Source organism: Vibrio sp. FF145 (assembly GCF_041439075.1).
In the GTDB taxonomy this organism is placed as follows: domain Bacteria; phylum Pseudomonadota; class Gammaproteobacteria; order Enterobacterales; family Vibrionaceae; genus Vibrio; species Vibrio tasmaniensis_A.
This window is the reverse complement of sequence record NZ_JBGONH010000032.1, coordinates 15,963-37,087: the sequence shown is the minus strand read 5'-3', so window position 1 is coordinate 37,087 and position 21,125 is coordinate 15,963. Positions and strand designations below refer to the sequence as shown.

The window sequence follows — 21,125 nt, the reverse complement described above, 5'->3', positions numbered from 1 at the left end:
CTTTCTATTCTTCTATTCTTCTATTCTTCTATTCTTCTATTCTTCTATTCTTCTATTCTTCTATTCTTTCACTAATCAATCCTAACCCTTTCACGTAGCACAAGCGTTAACTTATAGATTATTTTGATAATAGTGGGGATTTTACGTGCTGAGATCAATGTTACGCAAACGTTTAAATTTTAATGTAATAGCACTTGTTAAAAACAAACCATTCTCAGTAACTCATGCTTCTTTGCCACAAACTTTCAGTTCAACAACAAAACACTCAACGACTGCACCCACTCGATCTGAAAATTAATCAAGGTGAGCGCTGGGTAGTCATTGGACGCAATGGTTCCGGAAAAACCACGTTATTAAAAGCACTGGTTAATTTGCTTCCCTTCAAAGGCGAAGTCGTCATAAACCAATTGCCGCTACGTAAGTTAACTTGCCAGCAAAGAGCAAAACAAATCAGTTACCTTCCACAACACAGTCAAGTGGATGGTCGTTTAACACTAAGAGAGTACATTCAACTAACCGCTTCCAATCAAGCCACTTCTAGCTTTTCACTTGACCAAATGAGTAAAGCACTAAAGATCGATACTTTCCTCGAACGAAGAATGGGACAGCTCTCAGGTGGCCAGAGGCAGCGAGCACATATTGCACGATCTTTATGTCAGAACGCCGAGTTTCTGGTGTTGGATGAGCCTCTAAACCATCTAGATCCATGTGCTCAAGGGGAAGTTTTATCACTATTGAAAGATCAAGAAAAAACACTGATTTGCTCACTGCATGATATTTCCCTTGCGGCCAAGTTCGCGACGCACATTGCGATTTTGGAACACGGCCAGGTAGTCGCGAAAGGAAAGGTAGAAGAACTACTAACTCACAATCAACTTAAGCCGATCTTTGAAGTCGATTTAATCAGCACGACCAATAAGCGCACACAGAAAACAAGCAAATTTTTCGACATTGAACTCGACCAAGGACAGGAGCTTTCATGAAAAAACTATCAGCATTAACTTTATTACTTACCGTGTCCGCACAAGCCCAAATTACGGTAGAAAACTGCGACTCTACACTTACCTTAGATAAAGCGCCGAAAACCTTAATCACTCACGATATCAATATGTCTGAGATGGCATTTTCTCTCGGGCTTGAAGAGAATATGATCGGAGTGACCGGTATTAGCGGGTACTACAAAACGACCCCTGAATTTAATCGCCTCCAGGGCAGCATTCCCGAGCTCGCACCGAAATATCCTTCTTTAGAGGTGTTAGTTAATGCCAACCCTGATGTTTTCTTTGCAGGATGGAATTACGGTATGCGGTTGGGCGGCTCAGTCACGCCTGATTCTCTGAGAGAGTTTGGTATCAATACTCTGATTCTTAATGAGAGTTGCAGCCATATCCGTAAAGATAAGCAGCCAGCTAGCATGGAACAGATGTTCGATGACGTGACACGCCTTGCGACTTTATTCGGTCAGCAAGACAGAGCTCAAACTCTTATCTCCACTTGGAGAGAGCAATTAATATTGATTCAACAGCAAACCCAGAATCAAACCCCGCTTAAAGTCTTTCTGTATGATTCAGGGGAAGAGAAACCATTCACAGCAGGAAAGTACGCGACAGTGAGCGCCATGATAGAAGCAGCGGGTGGCGCCAATGTAATGAAAGATCTGGATATCAGCTGGGGAACCACATCATGGGAGTCAGTTGCGATGCATAACCCTGATGTCATTATTCTTCTCGATTATCAAAATGGGACAGGCGCTAAAGGCATGCAAACCTTTTTGGAACAGCACCCAGCGATGAAGCTGACCACAGCGGTAAAGACCACCCAATACCTTCCTCTGCGTTATGAGGAAATTACTCCCGGGCCAGCAAACATAGCTGCAATTGAAAAATTGGCACAGCGCATCCAAGAAATACATGACAAGTCTTAGTACTAACCTGAACCGAACCGCACTGAACACCTGCGTATTCAGTTCTGTTTTTGCCCTCTTAGCGATGTTTTCTCTGAGTTTAGGCAGCGTTCAGCTATCTTTTGCACAAGTCGCTACGATTTTTTCAGCGGCGATGAGTCAACAGATCGACTCACCGATAGATCAAGTGGTACTGCACCTGCGCTTACCTAGAACAATCATCGCTATTATTTGCGGTGCTGGGTTAGGTATTGTTGGGGCGTTATTACAAACCGTGACAAAAAACGACCTTGCCGACCCTTTCATTTTTGGATTGTCATCCGGTGCCGCAACTGGAGCAGTCTTTGTGATTACAGTCATCGGTAGCGCTATCGGCATTTGGACACTTCCACTCGCCGCTTTTATCGGTGGAATAATCTCGGCTTCGGCAGTGCTATTTCTAGTCAGAAAAGTAGATGGACAAGCGTCTTCTCAAATTGTTTTAGCCGGGTTGGCTATTTCATTTTTATTTACAGCCTTGACTAACTTCTTGGTCTTCCATGGTGATCAACGAGCTGCCCACTCAATTCTATTTTGGTCGCTAGGAGGCCTAGGAAACGCACGCTGGGACAATGTGCTAATTGTGCTTGCTGGACTTATCGCCTTGATAGCCCTAGGTATATTAAAACATCGCCAGTTAGATTGTTTACTTGCAGGAGACGACGTAGCACAAACCATGGGCGTAGACACAAAACGCCTGCAAAGCGGTGTCTTTATTGTCTGCGCTTTTGCAACTGCATGTTTTGTTTCTATCATCGGCGTTGTCGGATTTATTGGCTTGATGGTTCCTCATATCGCGAAGAAAATCATCGGCCCATTACACAAAAAGTTACTCATCACTTCAGGGCTGATTGGGGCTTTGCTTATGCTATTAAGTGATATTTTGGCGAGAACCTTAGTTGCTCCTCAAGAACTGCCTCTTGGTGTTGTCACCACCGCGTTTGGCGCACTATTCATTGTTTCCATTTTGATGGAGAAAAGTAATGAAAGCTGAACGCTTCACCATCATTGCGATTCGTCATGGCGAAACCGAATGGAATCGAATAGGCAAAGCACAGAATCAACTGGATAGCCCTCTGACAATGAAAGGCAAACGACAGATGCATAACGTCGGTCGTTATCTTGCAACTCAAAAATCATTGACCCTCAATGCTATTTACACCAGTCAATTAGGCCGTGCTATTTCCAGTGCTAAAACCATCGCACGCTACCTGAAAGTGCCCGTCATTTCTCAAATGGAGCTCAGTGAGTTCGATTCAGAACAGCAACGAAGAACAATGGCGATTCAGTGGATCCAACGAGTTTCTCGTCACCACAACAATGAGAACCCTATTTTGCTGCTCGGACATGGTGACTGGATAAAAACATTAGCCAGTTTAGGGACACCAAAGCAAATCATAGACACACCAAACAACGGAGAAATCCTCAGGATAGATATCGAAGTATAACGTCACATCAGGGAATCAGGTGTAACTCCTGAACTGTACCCGCAGCTGTAAGCGATGAGCCCTTTACAAGCCACTGAGTCACACGACTTGGGAAGGAGTAAAGCGCAATGAGAACCTCAACATCGTAAGTCAGAATACCTGGACACACATGAATATCGAGCGGGAAAACTCAACACCATCCATACCTTGTCTAACAAGGGAACGCTCTGTATTCGTCAATACCTAAAACGTAGATGAAGAATACTGTGGTCACAAAAGTTAAACGATCCAAAAATAAGTCCGATCTCCGCAGTGGGTTTACCACCGGAGCGTGCGCAGCTGCAGCAAGCAGAGCGGCAGTTCAAACACTATTAACCGGACAAAAGCCTGACTATACCTCCATCACTCTACCTAATGGTGAGCCCGCTACGTTTAAGGTCGCGTTTATCCAAACATCCAACGATGCGGTGACCGCCAGCATTGTTAAAGATGCAGGGGACGATCCTGATTGTACCCACGAAGCCCATATTCAGAGTATTGCCCGCTGGCATTCAGAGCCCGGTTTTCACATCGATGGGGGTGTTGGCGTAGCTCGTGTGACTCTACCCGGATTAGAACTTCCCGTCGGTCAGGCGGCGATTAATCCCGTACCTCGAAAAAACATTCTCGATATGGTGACTTTGGAATGGAACCAAGCTACCAGTCAACAGAAAAAACACGTCGGTATATCACTGGAAATTTGCGTCCCTGATGGAGAGGAGCGAGCCAAGGAAACCATTGGGCCAAGACTCGGTTTAATCGGTGGTATTTCCATTCTCGGGACACGCGGAACGGTAAAACCCTACTCCACTTCAGCGTTTTCAGCATCTGTGCGTCAATCGGTACAAATAGCGAAACAAAATGGCCAAAACCACTTGGTTCTCACGACAGGATCTCGAACCGAAAAGTCAGCGATGGCCATGCTACCAAGTTATGACTCGATGTGTTTTATCCAAGCGGGTGATTTTGTTGGGGTCGGACTGCGCGCAGCAAAACGTTATCAAGTGAGCAAAATCACCGTCGTCGCCATGATAGGCAAACTCGGCAAGATGGTCGCTGGGCACATGATGACTCACGTATCCGGTAAAGCTATCGACTTTTCATTACTGGCCGACCTCGCCATTCAATCAGGTGCATCGAGTGAATTTGCCGAAGCTGTTAGCCAAGCCAACACAGGCCGCCACGTACTCGACACATGGAAAGAAGCCCAATCGGGCCAAGAGATTCCCAATTACGACTTTCTTACCTTGCTCTGCAAACAAGCTGCAGAGCACGCTGCTGTGTATGTCAAACATCACGTCAGCATTGAATTCAAATTGATCGATTTTAACGGCGATCTATTAGCAGAACATCTCTGCTCAAAAGGAAGTGATACCAATACTCACTTTCATGATGAATAAGCATGAACAAGGAAAACTCCATGACTAACGATATGCGTCAAATGACCAAGCAAGGCCGTCAAATTGAAAGTGACTCTTTCTCTATCATCGATGAAGAAATAGAAACTCTCCATGGGGGACATAACTTCAATCAAGGTGAATGGAATGTGGTTCGTCGTGCCATTCATACAACGGGTGATTTTGAATACGCTAAATTATATCAATTCAGCGACAACGCGATTGAGTCTGCCATTACCGCTTTAAAAAACGGTGCCAACATCATTACCGATGTCAGCATGATCGTGACAGGTTTAAATCAAACTCGCCTCAACGCTTACGGCAATAAAGCACAGTGCTTCATTAGTCATCCAGACGTCATTAGCACGGCCAAAGAGACAGGAGAAACACGTGCTATTCACTCAATGCGTTATGCCCGCGATAACGGCCTACTCGACGGCTCTATCATAGGTGTAGGCAATGCGCCTACCGCATTACTTGAGCTATTGCGCATGATAGAAGCAGGCGAAGCAAAACCTGCATTGATCATTGGCATTCCTGTTGGTTTCGTAAAAGCAGATGAATCTAAGCAAGCATTAACCGAACAAAACACCGTGCCTTACATTGCCAGCCTAGGCCGTAAAGGTGGCAGCCCGTTAGTGGTATCGACTATTCACGCCCTACTTGCTGAGTCAGTAAAATGAATAATGTAAGTACTCACTCTCAGCTTATCGATTGCTATCAATCGGCTATCACGGTAGTCGGAGTACCCGAAGATGGGTGTTTAAGCCTAACCAGTCGAGCTGTTAATGCAGTTGAATCTGCACGCGTTGTTGCAGGTAACGACCGACTATTGGATTGGTTCCCCCAATTCAAAGGTCAACGCTTATCGATGCAAGAAGGCTATCAATCTTGGTTCGCTAAGTTACTTGATGAATGCGAGGAAGGCGGCGTCGTCGTATTAGCTTCTGGCGACCCATTGTTCTTTGGCATCGGCGAATCGTTGTTAAAAAAACTGCCTAATGATGAAGTGCGCTTTATTCCCTCCCCTTGTTCAATGCAACTCGCTTGCAGCCGAGTCGGCATTGCATGGCAAGAAACCAAAGCAATTTCACTACATGGAAGAAAGCAGCATTACGATGGCATTAAAGGTATCGCAAGCCAAATACAATGGGAAACTAGCTACTGCTTGCTAACCGATGTTCAAAACAACCCAGCCCGTATTGCGAAACACTTAGTCGAATTTAATCAACAAGGTTGGACGGCTTGGGTATGTGAGAACTTAGGTGGCACCGACGAAAAGATAAGCCGGTGGACTCTCGAAGACCTCGCACTAAAAAGTTCCGACGACTTCTCTACACTCAATGTAATGGTACTGCACCGAACGCTACCTCATGCGTGGGGGGAGTTGGGCCAATACGCCAACGATGATGACTTCATGAAGCGCATGCCTAAACGCGGCTTAATTACCAAACAGCCCGTTCGTCACTTAGCGTTAGCAAGTATGCGTATTCAACCAAGATCTGTGGTGTGGGACATAGGCACAGGCTCAGGTTCTATTGCGATAGAAGCCGCTAAACAGTGCCATCAAGGACAAGTCTTCACCATTGAATCAAACCAAGAATGTTATGAGTCGGTCGAGGCTAACTTTAGAGCGCACGGTACCGACAACGTACAACTGATTCGAGATAAAGCCCCAATGCAACTCGACACCTTGCCTCAGCCAGACAGTATTTTTATTGGTGGAAGCCGCGGCAACATGCACACCATTTTAGATTTCTGTTGGTCAGCAATAAAACCGGGAGGCGTCGTGATCGGTTCTGCAGTGACTGTCGATTCAGTTTGCGAACTTCATCAATGGAGTAAAGACAGCGATGCTCCGACACAGGTTCAACTGATCTCTATATCAACAGGCGTACCACTCGCTCACTACACCCGTTATCAATCAGAAAATCCGATTCACTTATTTATTTTTACCAAGCCGTTTATTCAGAAATAAGCGCTTAATTTTTTAATTAAGCGCCACTCAACATATTAAATAAAAACATAATTAGAGAAAGCACAGATGAAATTAGGAACTATGTACGCAATTGGTGTCGGCACTGGAGACCCAGAATTATTGACACTTAAAGCTCACCGACTACTCAGCACCGTCGACATTGTCGCGTTTCCAGAAAAAGACGCGGGCAGTAACCACTCTTTTGCTCAACAAATTGCAGCGGGTTCTGTTAGCCCTGAAAGCATGAAAGGCGAATACCTATTTTTGCACTTCCCAATGACGCGTGACCCAAGCATCAACGTTCCTGCATGGCGTAAAGCCGCCGTCACAATTGTTGAACTATTAAAGCAAGGTAAAGACGTGGCATTTGCAACCGAAGGTGATCCATCGGTTTACAGCACATGGGCATACATCCAAGAAGAACTGACAGAGCTACTTCCTGAACTTGATCCGGTGATCATTCCGGGTATCACTTCAGTTACCGCTATTCCATCACAAACAAAAATTCCACTTGCTGACGGTCAGGAGCGTTTTTGTGTTGTACCTGCGACATGGGGTATCGAGTGTTTAGAAAAGCTAGTCGAAGATTTTGACACCATCATGTTAATCAAAGCAGGTCGCGTTATCCCCAAGCTGATCACTCAACTTGAGTCGATGGACATGTTGGATTGTGCAACCTACGTGTCGCATGCCACCACAGAAAAACAAGAGCTTTACTCTGACCTACGTGATGTACCGAATGAAAACCGCTACTTCTCTATGGTTCAGCTTTCAGTTCGCGCACGTCGTGGTGTACTACGTGGTACTAATGAATCAAAGAAATGTGCCGTTCTTGATGGTGGTAAAGCTGATAGTGGTAAAGATGACATCAATAAAACTAATAGCGGTAAAGCGTAATGAAAATAGCCATTTATGCCATCACGCTACACGGAGCAAGGCAAGCCAAACGCTTAGCTAAAACGTTTCCGTTTGCTGATGTCTTTATTGCACCAGTTGGACAAGAAGAATACCCAGAAGCCGATGAGTTAACCCTGCCGCTTTCTGGTTTTCTTCCTCCTCAATTTAAGCAATATGATCACCATATCTGCTTTTTTGCTGCGGGTATTGTCAGCCGAATGATCGGCCCTTTGCTAGAAGACAAACGCACCGACCCCGGCGTGATCTGCATTGACGATCACGGCCAATTCGTGATCCCTATGCTATCTGGTCATCGCGGTGGCGCAAATGGGATCGCGTTACAAGTCTCACAAGCACTCAACGCGACTCCTGTAATCACCACCGCTTCTGACGCTGCCGGCAGTTTGTCGGTTGATATGTTCGGATCGCCATTTGGTTGGACACTTGATCCACAATGCGAACCCGCGATCACCGCCACCAGCGCAGCAGTTGTAAATGAAAAACGCATTCTAATAGTGCAGCACGCTGGCGAACAGAACTGGTGGCAGAACAAACGTTCCATGCCAAGACATATCATGACCCACCCAGCACTAAGCGATACAGACCTTTCTCAAATCAGTACTGATGATTGGGATGGTTTAGTTCTGATTTCAGATGAAGCACAGCCAAAAGGTTACGCTGAATTTGAAAGCAAAACCGTGCTGTGGCGACCAAAGTCGCTTGTGCTTGGAATAGGCTGTGACCGCAATACTCCTTTGCATGTATTGAAAGCAGGTATCGATGTTTTCCTGACTGAATATAACCTAGCAAAAGCCAGTGTTTCAGCTTTCGCCAGTATCGCTTTAAAAGCGGATGAAAAAGGTATTTTAGAACTCTCGTCTGAAAGCCAAATTCCTTTCCACACTTATTCAGCCGAGCAACTCGACGGCGTTGAAGGGATTGAAAACCCATCAGAATACGTAAAAAAAATTACGGGTATATCATCGGTTTCTGAAGCGGCCGCGCTAAAGCACGGTCAGCGAGATCAACTATTGGTACCTAAGTGGAAATTCAAACAAGACGGTTTCAACATGACTTTATCTTGTACTCGCATCGAATACGATGAACCCCTCGCCAAGAAGAAGTGGAAAAACTGGCTAGATGAAAACGTCAAAATCAACCTTCACGGTAGTGAAGTGGTAGATGGTTTTCAGTGTAAGCCTAAGCATGTCGATTTAAACCGCCCGATGCTCTACCACCGCCATCACGTATTGCTATGTGAAGGTGGCCGTTGCGCGAAAGAAGGCAGTAAAAACCTTGCACACGATCTTAGACAGGTACTTAAAGCGCTCAATTTTTCCGACGGTGAACAGCGCATTAAGATAAGCCGTACACACTGTGCGGGCACCTGCAGAAACCGCGCTGCAATGGTGATTTACGAACGTTTACTAGAACATGAAACACCTGTTAACAACGGGCTTTGGGTTCGAGGTATCGAAGAATTTACCGAGCAAGACTGGAAAGATTTGTTCACAAATCTAGTCGAGCGGAAATCATTAAAAGCTTATTTAGATCCTAAGTTTATCGCACCAATTGAAAATGCAGACGGCACCACTGGGCTTTAGAAACCGCTTAGTTTTAAGAACCACTGAACTTTAGGTATCACTGAGCTTTAGGAACATAGTAGACCAAATACTTTGCAAGCTATGAACATGATATTTCAAAGCTCACTTTAACCTCATTACCAACATGAGATAACCCGTTTATCTTGTGATATAGATTTGATAAGGACAGCGACAATTATGAAACGACTTCGTCATTATAACCAAGGCACAGCCATTGTACTGAGCTGCTTTGGTAGCGTTGTAGAACAACAACGTTATGAAACTCTCGCAGAGCGCGTACGTCAAAGCTACCCAGATGTGCCAGTGCGTATCGCCACCAGCTCAAAGATGGTGATCAAGAAGCTGGCTCGTAAAGACACGCCATGTTTCAGCCTACCTCAGGTACTCGCCGATCTAGACACACAAGGTTACGAACGCATTTTGATTGTTTCAGTGTACCTATTCCCTACCGATGAACATCGCTACATGACATCAATAGTTGATGGCTTCAAGCAGTTCTCATTTGCACGTATCGAACAAACACCAGCGATAATGCATCACAGTCAATTGACGACCAACTTGCTTTCAGCCCTCCATGATCGTTTTGCTCCACAAGATCATTTCAACGTATTTGTTCACCACGGGGCGCCTATGTTAGATAACCCGGGCCACCAATCGATCCATTACTGTGATGCTCTACTAGGCAAATTATCGCAACGCAACTTCACTTGCTCGCTCGAAGGCGCATGGCCATTTAAGTTAGTGAAAGATGAAATGGTTCGCCGCATTAAAGAGCAACATACAGGCCAAGGCCGACCGCTTCTTAATCTAGTTCCACTACTGCTTGTATCGGGTAACCACTTCATCAACGATCTTAAAGAAATTAAAGAGATGCTGGCAGAAGACGCTGACGTTCAAGTGGCAGAGCCAATCCAAGGTGACAAGTTCTGCATGCTCGATATGCCAGAACTGTTACAGATTATCGATAAGCAAATTAAAGAAGGCTTAATTCGTTTAGGTGCACCGGAGGAAGAGAAATAATCATGGCAAAACTAACACTGGTAGGCTTAGGGCCTGGCGCTATTGATCTAGTAACCCCCGCAGCGCAACAAGCCGTAAAGAATGCAGATGTCGTTGCAGGCTACAAGCCATATGTAGAATTAATCAGCACACTAATCGACACTCAAGAAGTCATTCAAAGTGGTATGACTCGCGAATGGGACCGCGCTCAAGCGGCAGTAGAAGAAGCAGCAAAAGGTCGAGAAGTCGTATTAGTATGTTCTGGGGATTCAGGCATGTACGCGATGGCGCCTTTAGTGCTTGAATTATTGGAGCAAAACGCAGAATTAAACGCACAAGTTGAACTGGATATTATTCCGGGTATCACCGCTGCTAACGCCTGTGCTTCTTTAGTTGGTGCACCTCTTGGCCACGATAGTTGTACCATTTCTCTGTCTGACTTATTAACGCCTTGGGAAGTGATTACCAAGCGGATTAAAGCCGCGGCAATGGCTGATTTTGCGATTACCTTCTACAACCCTCGCTCTAAAAAGCGAACTCAGCACATTGAAACTGCACGTGAAATCCTTTTGGAACATCGTGACCCAAATACTCCCGTGGCTATCGTGAATGCTGCGTATCGTGATGATCAAAAAGTCACACTCACAACACTGGCTGAATTTACCAAAGTGGAATTTGGTATGAACGCCGCGGTCGTGATAGGTAACAGCAACAGCTACCGATTTGGTGATTGGATCGTAACACCGCGTGGCTACACCAATAAATATCAACTGAAAGACGGCAAGGTACTAGAAGGTCAAAAACGTGGCCATTCATTAAAAGTTGAACCTAAAGCAGAATCAGTGACGGAAGAGGCAAACTAGTATGACGGTATTTTTTATCGGCGCAGGGCCGGGTGACCCAGATTTAATCACAGTGAAAGGCGCACGCTTAGTTGAAGAGTGTCCTGTGATTGTTTACGCAGGCAGTTTAGTGCCAAAAGCCGTCATCGATCGCGCTCACCCTGATGCACTGGTCTATAACTCCGCTGACATGGATCTTGATGATCTAACCAATGTGTACCTAACCGCACACGAAAAAGGTCAAAACGTTGCACGCGTTCAAACTGGCGATCTTTCGATTTACTCGTCTCTTGCAGAACAAACACGTCGCTTGAACGAACTTGGCATTGATTGGAAAGTGGTTCCGGGCGTGTCCTCTTTCCAAGCGAGTGCCGCAGCTCTTGGCCAAGAACTGACGCTACCTGAAAAGTGCCAGACCATTATTCTTAGCCGAGCATCAGGTCGAACGCCTGTTCCTGAAAAAGAGAATCTACGCGCCCTTGCCTCTCACGAAGCAACACTGTGTTTATTTCTTAGCGCAACATTAATTCGTAAAGTGGTTCGTGAATTATCGGATGTTTACCCGCAAGATTGGCCAGTGGCTGTCGTTGAAAAAGCCAGCCACCCTGAACAGCGAATATTTCGTGCTACATTGGGTACGATCGCCCAAGTTATGCATGATGAAGGGATTCGCTCCACCGCGATGATCATCGTCAGTAAAGTGTTGGGCGATAATGACTTTATTGACTCTAAACTCTACGATCCGACCTTCTCACACGCTTGCCGAAAAGCACGTGTCGTTGAAGAGGGTGTAGCTGAAAGTGGAACATTAGAAGACGATAAGAGCGCAGACTAACCTCGCTCATTAGCTGTTGATTGGTTTGTGCGTTTATTCATTTTTACTATCCAGTCAGCAGCATTATTTGGCAGACATAATGATCTTTTTTGATTTAAATTTTGGTTCTTCAAGTTTAGCGATCTCGCTAATGATGATCGCCGCTTTGATGCTTGATCACTTACTAGGTGAGCCTAAACGATTTCACCCTTTGATCGGTTTTGGCAATGCGGTTCAGAAAATCGAGAAGCTGTTAAACCGAGCCACTAAACTCTCAGGTTTGATCGCGTGGTTAACCGCGACCCTTCCATTGTGCTTACTCAGCTTTTGGCTGCAACATACTCTACTAAGCATGGGGAACACATTAGGCGTTTGGCTATTTAATATCGGGGTTCTGTATATCGCGATAGGTCAACGTAGCCTGCTTGAGCACGCCCAGTGGATCCACCAGCCACTAAGCCAAGGTGATCTTGATTTAGCGCGAGAGAAAGTAGGTTGGATCGTTAGCCGTAATACTGAAACCATGGATCAACGCCAGATCACGTCATCGACGATTGAGTCGGTATTAGAGAATGGTAACGATGCGATCTTCGGCACTCTATTTTGGTTTGCACTGCTTGGGGCTCCAGGGGCATTACTGTTCCGATTAGTGAACACACTTGATGCGATGTGGGGCTACAAAAATGAACGCTGGCTAGAATTTGGCTATGTGGCAGCAAAAGTCGATGATGTGATGGGCTGGGCACCTGCGCGCTTAACCGCACTTAGCTACAGCCTTTTAGGCAACACTAAGTTGGCTCTGAAATGCTGGAAAGAACAAGCTAAACATTGCTCGAGTCCAAACGGTGGCCCCGTAATGACATCAGGTGCCGGCGCACTACAAATTATTATAGGTGGCGATACTTATTACCACGGAAAACTTGTGAAAAAGCGTCCGATGGGGAAAGGTAATATTGCGACTTTAGAAGATATTCCACGAGCCATATCTTTGGTTCAAAAAACCAGTGTGCTTTGGGCCATCCTAATGCTATTGCTTTCTCTTTTAACTCTTTGTTTATTTTGATTTCATGTCTATTTTAACTCTTTACTTTAAGTACGCTAATGACGATTAAACAACACTCAACCTCAAACGAACTTCCGCATCACGGTGGTAAGTTAATCGAGTTTTCATTGCGCTATCAAAGGCCAATCGAACAATGGGTCGACCTTTCAACTGGAGTGAGCCCGCATCACTACCCTATACCTGAAATCCCTGCATCGGTATGGAATCGGCTACCAGAAGACGATGATGGCTTAATCACAGCCGCGCAAACCTACTATCAAAGTGATGCCTTGTTACCCGTAGCTGGCAGTCAGGCAGCCATTCAATCGCTACCACATATGATTGCAAAGACACAGCCAACATTGATGCACATCCTATTACCTCATACGGGTTACAAAGAACATCAACATGCGTGGCAGCAGTACGCAGAACAAAGCATACAAGCCGTCATATTCGACTTTTACCGACATAAACCGACAATCGAACAGCTCAAAACGGCAGACGTGGTCGTAGTGATTAATCCCAATAATCCAACCGCACTGAATGTGCCACCAAGTGAAGTACTGACTTGGCTAGATCATATCCAAGATCATTCAACGATCGTGATTGATGAAGCGTTTGTAGACTGTACTCCTGAGCTTTCAGTGTTACCAAGTTTCCCAACAGGAGTACCTGACAATCTAATAGTCCTGCGATCAGTGGGTAAATTTTTTGGGCTGGCAGGGATTCGCGCAGGCTTTTGTTTTGCCTCGCCATTGCGTTTAAATATTCTTAAACAACACCTTGGACCTTGGACACTCAGTGGCCCAACTCGCTATGTCACCACACATGCCTTACTCAACTCCAATTGGCAAAAGAAAAACCGCCAACGCCTACATGAAGAGGCTCAGCGTATGAACCAACTCTTACAACTACATTTTGGCCAAATGGCGGGCTCGGTAAAAATAACGTCACAGATACTCTTTCACCGAGTTGAAATTTCAGATTCGGCATCATGGCACCATCAGCTCGCCAAGTTAGGGGTTTTTACTCGTCATTGTGATGAAAACGATGCACTTCGTTTCGGGTTACCCGCCAACGAATCACAATGGCAAGCGCTCACTCGCGCACTCGAACAACTCAAGGAATAATTATGTCTACAGCTTACTGTTCTGCCCTAGTGGTAGGCGCACCTTCTTCTGGAAGCGGAAAAACAACCGTGGTCGCCGCTCTAGCAAGAGCTTTGGTTCAACAAGGAAAGAAAGTTCGAGTATTCAAAACTGGGCCTGATTTTATTGATCCACAATTTCTATCTATTGCATCAGATACACCCACTTACCAATTGGATTTGTGGATGTGTGGTGAAGCGGAATGCCAACACTTAATTTACCAAGCAGCCCTAGAAGCGGATGTGATTCTAATTGAAGGCGTAATGGGTATGTTTGATGGCAAATGCTCAAGTGCTGATATTGCGGCTAAATTTAACCTTCCGATGTTGGCCGTGGTAGATGCTGGCGCAATGGCACAAACCTTTGGAGCCATTGTAAATGGCTTATCGACATTCCGTGATGACGTGGATGTATTTGGTGTAGTTGCAAACCGCGTAGGTTCTGAACGTCACGCTGAAATGCTAAAAGAAAGCCTAAAACCTGAAACCGAGTTTTGTGGTTGGTTACCAAAAGACATGGATTTGTCGCTGCCAGAACGCCACTTAGGTTTAGTACAAGCACAAGAGTTAGATGACATAGAGGAGCGACTTAATCACGCAGCCAAGCTACTACTAGAACATGGTGATATCCCATTGCCAACAGCACAAGCATTTGAAAAACCAAAGCAAGCACTACCAGCCAGACATGAATCATTAACTGGTCATACAATTGCAGTAGCTCGTGATAATAGCTTTGCTTTCTTGTATCAAGCCAACCTTGATTTGTTGATCGAATTGGGGGCAAAACTGTCATTTTTCTCACCGCTTGCACATGATGATTTACCAGTGTGTGACGCTTTGTATTTACCAGGAGGTTATCCTGAATTACATATGGATAAGCTAGCGCTCAATCATGCGTTAAAACAGCAAATCATCACACACATTGAACAAGGAAAACCTTGCCTAGCCGAATGTGGTGGCATGCTATACCTCAACAAAGCATTGACTGATACAGAAAGCCAAACAGAAAACATGGTTGGAGCGTTAAATGCCAAAGCGACTATGCAGAAGAAGCTAGCCGCGCTAGGGATCCTAGAAGCTAATTTCGATGGTCAAATGCTGCGTGGGCATACTTTCCATTATTCAAAAACAGACAGTAAAGAAACCGTACTAACTCAGCCTGAATCTCAATATGGTAGGCCAATCGATCCTGTTTGGATAAAACAAAACACCATCGCTTCTTATGCACATTGGTACTTCCCGTATAACCCTGATTTGGTAGCGAAAATATTCAAAGGAGCGCTTTATTAAGCATCAACGAAAAAATACGCCTTGAACGCTTTGACTAAGAACAGCCTGTCAAAAGTTGATATTTGCCGCTTCACGGTCAATAGTTAAAATAATGTTAACGAACAAATCAAGATCAGACTTTGTTTCGTGAACTATTTAGCTGATGCGCGCTTACATCAAAGACGTCGCCAAGTCGGGCATCGAGTTTCGTTCGCTGCAATTTAACAGCAGCGCAGGTAGAAAACCGATCAAGGAGGATCTATGCCTCGTACATTGAATACACAAGACTTCGACGATAAACAAAAAGAAATCAAAGACTCAGAATACGCTCGTACAATACCATGTAATCAGGTGAGCATTTCAGCGCCCTTTCATTGGTTGTCGCTTGCTCTGCACGACTTAGTGAGAATGCCATTAATCAGCGCATTTTACGGTTTGTGCTTTATGGGTGCGGCCATCGCCATTGTTCAACTTGTCCAATGGCAAGGAACACATTTGGTCGTTATGCCAAGCTTGATTGTGTACATGCTAATAGGGCCGTTTCTTGCCCTAGGCTTATATGACGCAGCCTGGGAAAGAGAAAAGGGGCACAACGCTAGCCTACTGCACTCGATGAAAGCCATCACACGCAACTCAACCCACCAATGGGCGTTTGCGATTGTATTAATGGTTACGATGATATTCTGGATGCGTATCGCTGCATTATTGCACGCACTTTACCCTTCAGTACAAGGGGCACCATTGACCGAATTTGCTCCCTTCTTAATTACAGGGTCTGTCATTGGTTTTGTTATCGCTAGCCTGATATTTAGTATCTCAGCATTTTCAATTCCACTAATGATGGAAAGACGTGTAGATGTAATGAGTGCGATTTTTACTAGCTTCAACGCTGTTAAATCAAACATCCCTGCGATGGTCGTTTGGGCGGGTATCATTGGTACTGGTATCTTAGTCGGCTTCGCGACCTACGGTGTGGGTATGATTGTAACGATGCCATTACTTGGTTACGGAACCTGGCATGCTTACCACGAAGTCATCAAAAAGAAACATCATGTTTAAATCGTTTCACGATCGATGAGCAATGTTATGATGAGGCCTTAGCTTAAACGCTGAGGCTTTTTTTTGGAGTTAACAACGCTTGTCTTACACCCCGCAACAACATCGAGTAAATAAAAAACTGGGCGAATGCCTAGCTATTGCTAATCAACATTTTTCTCGTGAATTTCCATGCCCAACCGTCACTTACAAGTTAAGAGGAAAGGCAGCGGGAAAAGCCTACCTCCAGTTAAACGAGATAAAACTCAACCAAGTGCTATTCAGCGAAAATGAAGACGCCTTTATTAGCGAAGTCGTACCTCATGAACTCGCACATCTCATCACATATCAGGTCTTCGGACGAGTTAGGCCTCACGGCAATGAGTGGAAATACGTGATGGAAAAGGTATTCAATGTACCGGCCAGAACCACCCACAGTTTGGAAATCACCTCAGTGCAAGGAAAAACCTTTGAGTACCGCTGTGATTGCACCACTTATCCCCTGTCGATAAGACGACACAACAAAGTCATCCGCAACCAATCAACTTATCGTTGCCAACAATGCCAACAAAACTTAGCTTTTACCGGCCTTCAATTGAGCTAAGTCTTGAGCTCATAAGATAACGCGAATAAATGTAATAGAGTGAACTAACATTTGAGTGCTAGACTGTTGTTTATCATACTTTCATCAGTCTTTTTCTATGCAAAAAACCTCTCCAAAAGTATTTGGCCTATCGGTGTCCTTTTACCTATCAATAGTATTTGGCCTACTGGTAACCCAAAGTGTTTTCGCCGCTCCACCAAGTTCGTTCTCCAAAGCTAAAAAAGAAGCGGTGAAGATTTATCTCGATCACCCGACTTCATTTTATTGTGGTTGTGACATCACTTGGAAAGACAAAAAGAAAGGTATCCCCGACCTCGACGGCTGTGGTTATCAAGTGAGAAAACAGCAAAAGCGCGCTTCCCGTATTGAGTGGGAACACGTGGTTCCAGCTTGGCAATTCGGCCACCAGCGTCAGTGCTGGCAGGATGGCGGACGTAAGAACTGCACGCGCAACGACAAAGTATTCAAATCCATGGAAGCCGATCTTCATAATCTGACTCCGACCATTGGCGAGGTTAACGGTGATCGCTCTAATTACAATTTCAGTCAGTGGAATGGAATGGATGGCGTGAGCTATGGTCAATGTGAAATGCAGGTCAACTTCAAGCAGCGCAAAGTGATGCCGCCAGACCGAGCAAAAGGCTCTATCGCGCGTACCTACCTTTACATGAGCCAAGAGTATGGTTTCAAGCTATCTAAGCAACAGACTAACCTGATGATGGCGTGGAACAAGCAATTCCCTGTCGATAAATGGGAGTGTACGCGTGACCAACGTATCTACAAAATTCAGGGCAACCATAATCCTTTTGTTGCCAAAGAGTGTCGATAATCTCATACCAATCACAGTAAGTAAGTGTTCAAAACAGCGTAGTAAAAAGGCTTGAGAACAAGACAATAAAAAACGGCTTAAACAATTTTTGTTTAAGCCGTTTGACCATTAATAGATAATTGAACCCATCAAAAAGCTAAGTATCAGTAACTAAATAGATTACCTGTATAGGTTCAGTTGATCGATCGCGACTTGATTTCTATCCGATCCAGCACTATAAAACTGAAACCTCACTTGTATGGTGTTCGCGGGTAAATCCACCGCATAATAAGCCGAAGCATTTAGATCTGCAGGGTCATACCAATCAGGGTGACTAGTTCGATCACTTGTAGAACCGATACCAGGGAAACTTGATCTTAATTCACCAAAACCATATCCACTAGCCACACCGCCTTTATTTAATTTAATTAATGGAACCCAGTCAGTACTATTGTAATACTCCGCTTGTAAATAACCTTCAGTACCGGATATCCACTGCGCTGCTGAAAAGCGTATCTGCTTAAATGGACGGTTGTTATTATCGGTCAAAGTAATCGTAGTACGGTTACTTAACCTCAATATCGACGCATCGTTATCTCTGGTTTGTCCCGCAACAACCACATGAACGCCATCAATAACTTTGTTTGAATTTTTAGGCCATGGAGCATTATCCGAACCAAAACCTGAGCCAGCTACCTCATCCTTAGTGAAGGCGAGCGACAGAGCTTCGCCCATAATATTATTATTAGTGATACTCCACACATTTCCTTCAATCCATTCACTGCCGTGTTTACTATCTACCCTCCAATACAAAGCTTTTTTAGTCTCGTCGGGTGAACCAATTTGAAAAGATTTTGCGCTTTGCTCACCTATCACATTGGCCATAGCAGAGGTATATCCCCAGCGAAGTTTATAGGCAGTTGCGTGTTGACTGTCCCACGTTAGCGCTATTGGTTGGGAAAAAGACTGACTTCCACCATTAACCGGATTATTAGTAAACGCTTTTTCTTTATTTTGAGCAATGCTCTTTATTTCTTGCTCTTCAAGAGCGTAAGTGTAAATTTGCACGTCATCGGCCGCGAATTTATCAGAGATAAATCGAGTGAATGATTGCCAAATCTCATCAGCACCACTTCCCCGATTTTGCCCATTGGTATTCATAAACCAAGGACCATAGCCTTCCGTTGAAGCATCCCAACTCGAATCAATCCAAGCATGAGTTCCCCCTGGGTATACTCCTTCAAAACCAGCAGGTAAAGGAATGTAATTTCGGAAGTTGGTAGGGTCAGTACTTAATGCCATTGGGATTAAGTTACCGTCAACCCATGTCGATACTTGATTGTTTTCTCGATCTATTACCCATGCCACAGAATGCCAAACGTTGTTCGCAATATTAACCTCATCCGGCTTAGCAAACGCATGAAGGATATGAGGACTATCTGAAAATGACGTTCTTGTATACATTTGGCGGCTGACTAACGTCCAACCTAGCCCTTTTTCCGGCTCCCCTGAGCGGTGGTAGTTTCCATTAAAGTGTGACAGAGCGAAGCCATCATCAATCTTCCCTGAGCTGAATATACTCACCTCATGAATACCTTTGTTTTCCTGTGCCGTCCGATAAAAACCATCTTGTTTGTAACGAGCCACAATCGAAAAACTCTGTTTTCCTGGCGCTAAATCATGGGGCATATGTTTTTGCAACGTCATCAGGTTATTTTCAGAAAAGGTTGGCTCAGTTTGCGCCCCGGGTGTATTCGTCGATGTTTGATCAATCACATACTGATGAAAACCAACATTTGGATAAGCAGCTACTGCAGGCTTACCAAAAAACATCTCTTTACCAGCCCGATTCACCATATGCTTAAAATTAGGTTGGCTATGTTTCCCATGATTTTTTATATCTTGTCTTATCGTAAAATGATTATCGGAAAGATAAAGCACTCGTGCGTTACTTTTCACACTTACGTGAACTTCTGAACTATCTTTTAAGCCTGTGTCGTCCGTAATTGTGTAGCCAAAATGGTCTTCTCCTACATAGCCTTCAACAGGTGTATATTTTAGTTTTCCAGCCTGTAGCTCTATAACCCCACCTTTCTGGCTCAGTTTCGTGTAGCTATCTAAAGATAACTCTCCGCCAACGTTTATTCCGTTTGCATCAAAATCATTCTCAAGCACATCGACGATTACCGGTGTATTACGAGTAGTACCAATGTGATCAATATTTGCCTTAGGGTTCATGCGTGACTCCATCGCTGGCGCCAAACGCTGATCAATTGCGCTTGAAGTCTTCATCGTCGAAATCATATTGGTATCTATGGCAAACGAGAAACTCATCAAAGTACTGGTTTCAGGTCCAACATGGTGCCCTAACGAAAAAGTATGGCCAATTTCATGCAGCGTATGCGCAAGATTTGGGTGAAAATCGCAACGACTTGAAAGCCCTGACGCATTGCAACGCTTACCTTCTTTAAAAAAGGTTTGGCCTATCTGAAATTCACTTGGCGATTCCGATCTGACTAATGGATCTAGTATTGGACTGAGTTCACTGGCGGTCTTTCCACCACTATTTATGGTAATAACACCGATTGGGTAGTCCACTCGTATCAATGCATCGCGCGCAAAAAAGTAGTCCAACGAATTCGTTGTATGATCCATTGCCGCAATAGTATCGATAATGTTTTTATTGAAAGACGTCTCAAACGATTCAATATCAACAAGGTAGCCGATACTGCTCATCTGAAGTTTCATGAGTGTTCGAGCAGGAACCGGTGACTTTAAAGAAGGCCCTGGCAACTGATAGTTGTTTTCAACGGCTACTAGTTCTGCTGGTGAACGATGTAGAGCCTTATCTAATTTTTTTTGAGCTATATTGTTCAAATTCGGAACAGGGAGATTTTCAACTGTCCACGCTTTGTCCTCACCATAAAAGACGAAGCCATAAAATTGATTTTTAGAATCCACATATCCAATAACCTGCGAGCTTGGCTCCCCCACAATTTGTCCACGGTAGCTACGAACTTCGGGAGTATAGTCAAAGGCAATTAAAGAAGACGATTTTGAAGCGTCATAATAGTAGAACTCGGTATCTGCTCTTCTTACCGAATACTTAGAGACTTTAATTTTTACAGTATGCCCATTACGAGTCACATCCGCAGAAAATGTCTGAGGTAGTGTTTCATATTTATCTAAAGTAGGTTTTACCTGGCCGCCACCAGAGCCGCCTGAACCACTGCCGTCTCCGCCGCCACTTCCGCCTGAGCCACCAGAACCACTTCCGTCTC

General features: G+C 44.7%; 19 protein-coding genes and 1 riboswitch. Of the genes, 18 read left to right on the top strand and 1 reads right to left on the bottom strand.

All coding sequences use genetic code 11. The features are described from left to right. Positions 1-224 precede the first annotated feature (224 nt). The 18 genes from ACED42_RS13300 (at position 225) to ACED42_RS13215 (ending at position 17,865) form a co-directional block, all read left to right on the top strand. Positions 225-983 carry an ABC transporter ATP-binding protein gene (locus ACED42_RS13300; RefSeq protein ID WP_371702874.1) on the top strand — a complete coding sequence of 253 codons (759 nt, stop codon included), beginning with the start codon at positions 225-227 and terminating at the stop codon, positions 981-983. Further along, a complete protein-coding gene (locus ACED42_RS13295) occupies positions 980-1,924 on the top strand; it encodes an ABC transporter substrate-binding protein (protein WP_371702872.1) in 945 nt (314 codons plus the stop codon). Before ACED42_RS13300 ends, ACED42_RS13295 begins: the two co-directional genes overlap by 4 nt. Next, entirely contained in the window at positions 1,911-2,936 is a 1,026-nt protein-coding gene (locus ACED42_RS13290) for an iron ABC transporter permease (protein ID WP_050546540.1), read from the top strand. Before ACED42_RS13295 ends, ACED42_RS13290 begins: the two co-directional genes overlap by 14 nt. Beyond that, positions 2,926-3,390 carry a phosphoglycerate mutase family protein gene (locus tag ACED42_RS13285; RefSeq protein ID WP_102258168.1) on the top strand — a complete coding sequence of 155 codons (465 nt, stop codon included), beginning with the start codon at positions 2,926-2,928 and terminating at the stop codon, positions 3,388-3,390. The genes ACED42_RS13290 and ACED42_RS13285 overlap by 11 nt, the downstream gene beginning before the upstream one ends. Positions 3,391-3,399: 9 nt before the next feature. After that, a riboswitch (cobalamin riboswitch) is annotated at positions 3,400-3,530 on the top strand. Positions 3,531-3,635: 105 nt separating this feature from the next. Further along, positions 3,636-4,808, top strand: a complete 1,173-nt coding sequence (locus ACED42_RS13280) for a cobalt-precorrin-5B (C(1))-methyltransferase (protein WP_371702870.1) — start codon at positions 3,636-3,638, stop codon at positions 4,806-4,808. Positions 4,809-4,828: 20 nt separating this feature from the next. After that, positions 4,829-5,488: a precorrin-8X methylmutase gene (locus tag ACED42_RS13275; protein ID WP_009847682.1), complete on the top strand. Its 660-nt coding sequence runs from the start codon at positions 4,829-4,831 to the stop codon at positions 5,486-5,488. Then, positions 5,485-6,783, top strand: coding sequence for a precorrin-6y C5,15-methyltransferase (decarboxylating) subunit CbiE (gene cbiE / locus ACED42_RS13270; protein WP_371702868.1), 1,299 nt, complete (start codon positions 5,485-5,487; stop codon positions 6,781-6,783). The genes ACED42_RS13275 and cbiE overlap by 4 nt, the downstream gene beginning before the upstream one ends. A gap of 66 nt (positions 6,784-6,849) precedes the next feature. Further along, a complete protein-coding gene (gene cobI, locus ACED42_RS13265) occupies positions 6,850-7,680 on the top strand; it encodes a precorrin-2 C(20)-methyltransferase (protein ID WP_122047398.1) in 831 nt (276 codons plus the stop codon). Then, positions 7,680-9,284: a cobalamin biosynthesis protein gene (locus ACED42_RS13260; protein WP_371702866.1), complete on the top strand. Its 1,605-nt coding sequence runs from the start codon at positions 7,680-7,682 to the stop codon at positions 9,282-9,284. The genes cobI and ACED42_RS13260 overlap by 1 nt, the downstream gene beginning before the upstream one ends. A gap of 177 nt (positions 9,285-9,461) precedes the next feature. Then, positions 9,462-10,304, top strand: a complete 843-nt coding sequence (locus ACED42_RS13255) for a sirohydrochlorin cobaltochelatase (RefSeq protein WP_371702864.1) — start codon at positions 9,462-9,464, stop codon at positions 10,302-10,304. Between the two features lie 2 nt (positions 10,305-10,306). Next, positions 10,307-11,146, top strand: a complete 840-nt coding sequence (gene cobJ / locus ACED42_RS13250) for a precorrin-3B C(17)-methyltransferase (RefSeq protein ID WP_371702862.1) — start codon at positions 10,307-10,309, stop codon at positions 11,144-11,146. Between the two features lies 1 nt (position 11,147). Next, a complete protein-coding gene (gene cobM / locus ACED42_RS13245; protein WP_371702861.1) occupies positions 11,148-11,960 on the top strand; it encodes a precorrin-4 C(11)-methyltransferase in 813 nt (270 codons plus the stop codon). Positions 11,961-12,039: 79 nt separating this feature from the next. After that, complete coding sequence (cbiB, locus tag ACED42_RS13240) at positions 12,040-13,002, top strand: adenosylcobinamide-phosphate synthase CbiB (protein WP_371702859.1); 963 nt, start codon at positions 12,040-12,042, stop codon at positions 13,000-13,002. A 38-nt stretch (positions 13,003-13,040) separates the two neighbouring features. Continuing rightward, positions 13,041-14,111, top strand: coding sequence for a threonine-phosphate decarboxylase (locus tag ACED42_RS13235; protein WP_371702857.1), 1,071 nt, complete (start codon positions 13,041-13,043; stop codon positions 14,109-14,111). 2 nt (positions 14,112-14,113) lie between these two features. Next, complete coding sequence (locus tag ACED42_RS13230) at positions 14,114-15,418, top strand: cobyrinate a,c-diamide synthase (protein WP_371702855.1); 1,305 nt, start codon at positions 14,114-14,116, stop codon at positions 15,416-15,418. A gap of 240 nt (positions 15,419-15,658) precedes the next feature. Then, a complete protein-coding gene (locus ACED42_RS13225) occupies positions 15,659-16,456 on the top strand; it encodes a DUF2189 domain-containing protein (RefSeq protein ID WP_371702854.1) in 798 nt (265 codons plus the stop codon). A gap of 79 nt (positions 16,457-16,535) precedes the next feature. Then, positions 16,536-17,036 carry a SprT family zinc-dependent metalloprotease gene (locus ACED42_RS13220; RefSeq protein ID WP_371702852.1) on the top strand — a complete coding sequence of 167 codons (501 nt, stop codon included), beginning with the start codon at positions 16,536-16,538 and terminating at the stop codon, positions 17,034-17,036. A gap of 97 nt (positions 17,037-17,133) precedes the next feature. After that, on the top strand, positions 17,134-17,865 hold the full coding sequence (locus ACED42_RS13215; protein WP_371702851.1) for an endonuclease: 732 nt from the start codon (positions 17,134-17,136) through the stop codon (positions 17,863-17,865). Between the two features lie 159 nt (positions 17,866-18,024). On the opposite strand, the gene ACED42_RS13210 is transcribed toward ACED42_RS13215, so the two are convergent. Next, the coding region (locus ACED42_RS13210) for an Ig-like domain-containing protein (RefSeq protein ID WP_371702849.1) at positions 18,025-21,125 on the bottom strand (3,101 nt) is incomplete at its 5' end.

What these genes read in the sequence shown, in the direction of transcription:
- ACED42_RS13255 (WP_371702864.1), top strand. Translation starts at nt 9,462, where the DNA reads ATGAAACGACTTCGTCATTATAACCAAGGCACAGCCATTGTACTGAGC.
- ACED42_RS13295 (WP_371702872.1), top strand. Translation starts at nt 980, where the DNA reads ATGAAAAAACTATCAGCATTAACTTTATTACTTACCGTGTCCGCACAA.
- cobJ (WP_371702862.1), top strand. Translation starts at nt 10,307, where the DNA reads ATGGCAAAACTAACACTGGTAGGCTTAGGGCCTGGCGCTATTGATCTA.
- ACED42_RS13290 (WP_050546540.1), top strand. Translation starts at nt 1,911, where the DNA reads ATGACAAGTCTTAGTACTAACCTGAACCGAACCGCACTGAACACCTGC.
- ACED42_RS13260 (WP_371702866.1), top strand. Translation starts at nt 7,680, where the DNA reads ATGAAAATAGCCATTTATGCCATCACGCTACACGGAGCAAGGCAAGCC.
- ACED42_RS13230 (WP_371702855.1), top strand. Translation starts at nt 14,114, where the DNA reads ATGTCTACAGCTTACTGTTCTGCCCTAGTGGTAGGCGCACCTTCTTCT.
- ACED42_RS13215 (WP_371702851.1), top strand. Translation starts at nt 17,134, where the DNA reads ATGCAAAAAACCTCTCCAAAAGTATTTGGCCTATCGGTGTCCTTTTAC.
- ACED42_RS13275 (WP_009847682.1), top strand. Translation starts at nt 4,829, where the DNA reads ATGACTAACGATATGCGTCAAATGACCAAGCAAGGCCGTCAAATTGAA.
- ACED42_RS13300 (WP_371702874.1), top strand. Translation starts at nt 225, where the DNA reads ATGCTTCTTTGCCACAAACTTTCAGTTCAACAACAAAACACTCAACGA.
- cbiB (WP_371702859.1), top strand. Translation starts at nt 12,040, where the DNA reads ATGATCTTTTTTGATTTAAATTTTGGTTCTTCAAGTTTAGCGATCTCG.
- ACED42_RS13285 (WP_102258168.1), top strand. Translation starts at nt 2,926, where the DNA reads ATGAAAGCTGAACGCTTCACCATCATTGCGATTCGTCATGGCGAAACC.
- cobI (WP_122047398.1), top strand. Translation starts at nt 6,850, where the DNA reads ATGAAATTAGGAACTATGTACGCAATTGGTGTCGGCACTGGAGACCCA.
- cobM (WP_371702861.1), top strand. Translation starts at nt 11,148, where the DNA reads ATGACGGTATTTTTTATCGGCGCAGGGCCGGGTGACCCAGATTTAATC.
- cbiE (WP_371702868.1), top strand. Translation starts at nt 5,485, where the DNA reads ATGAATAATGTAAGTACTCACTCTCAGCTTATCGATTGCTATCAATCG.
- ACED42_RS13225 (WP_371702854.1), top strand. Translation starts at nt 15,659, where the DNA reads ATGCCTCGTACATTGAATACACAAGACTTCGACGATAAACAAAAAGAA.
- ACED42_RS13235 (WP_371702857.1), top strand. Translation starts at nt 13,041, where the DNA reads ATGACGATTAAACAACACTCAACCTCAAACGAACTTCCGCATCACGGT.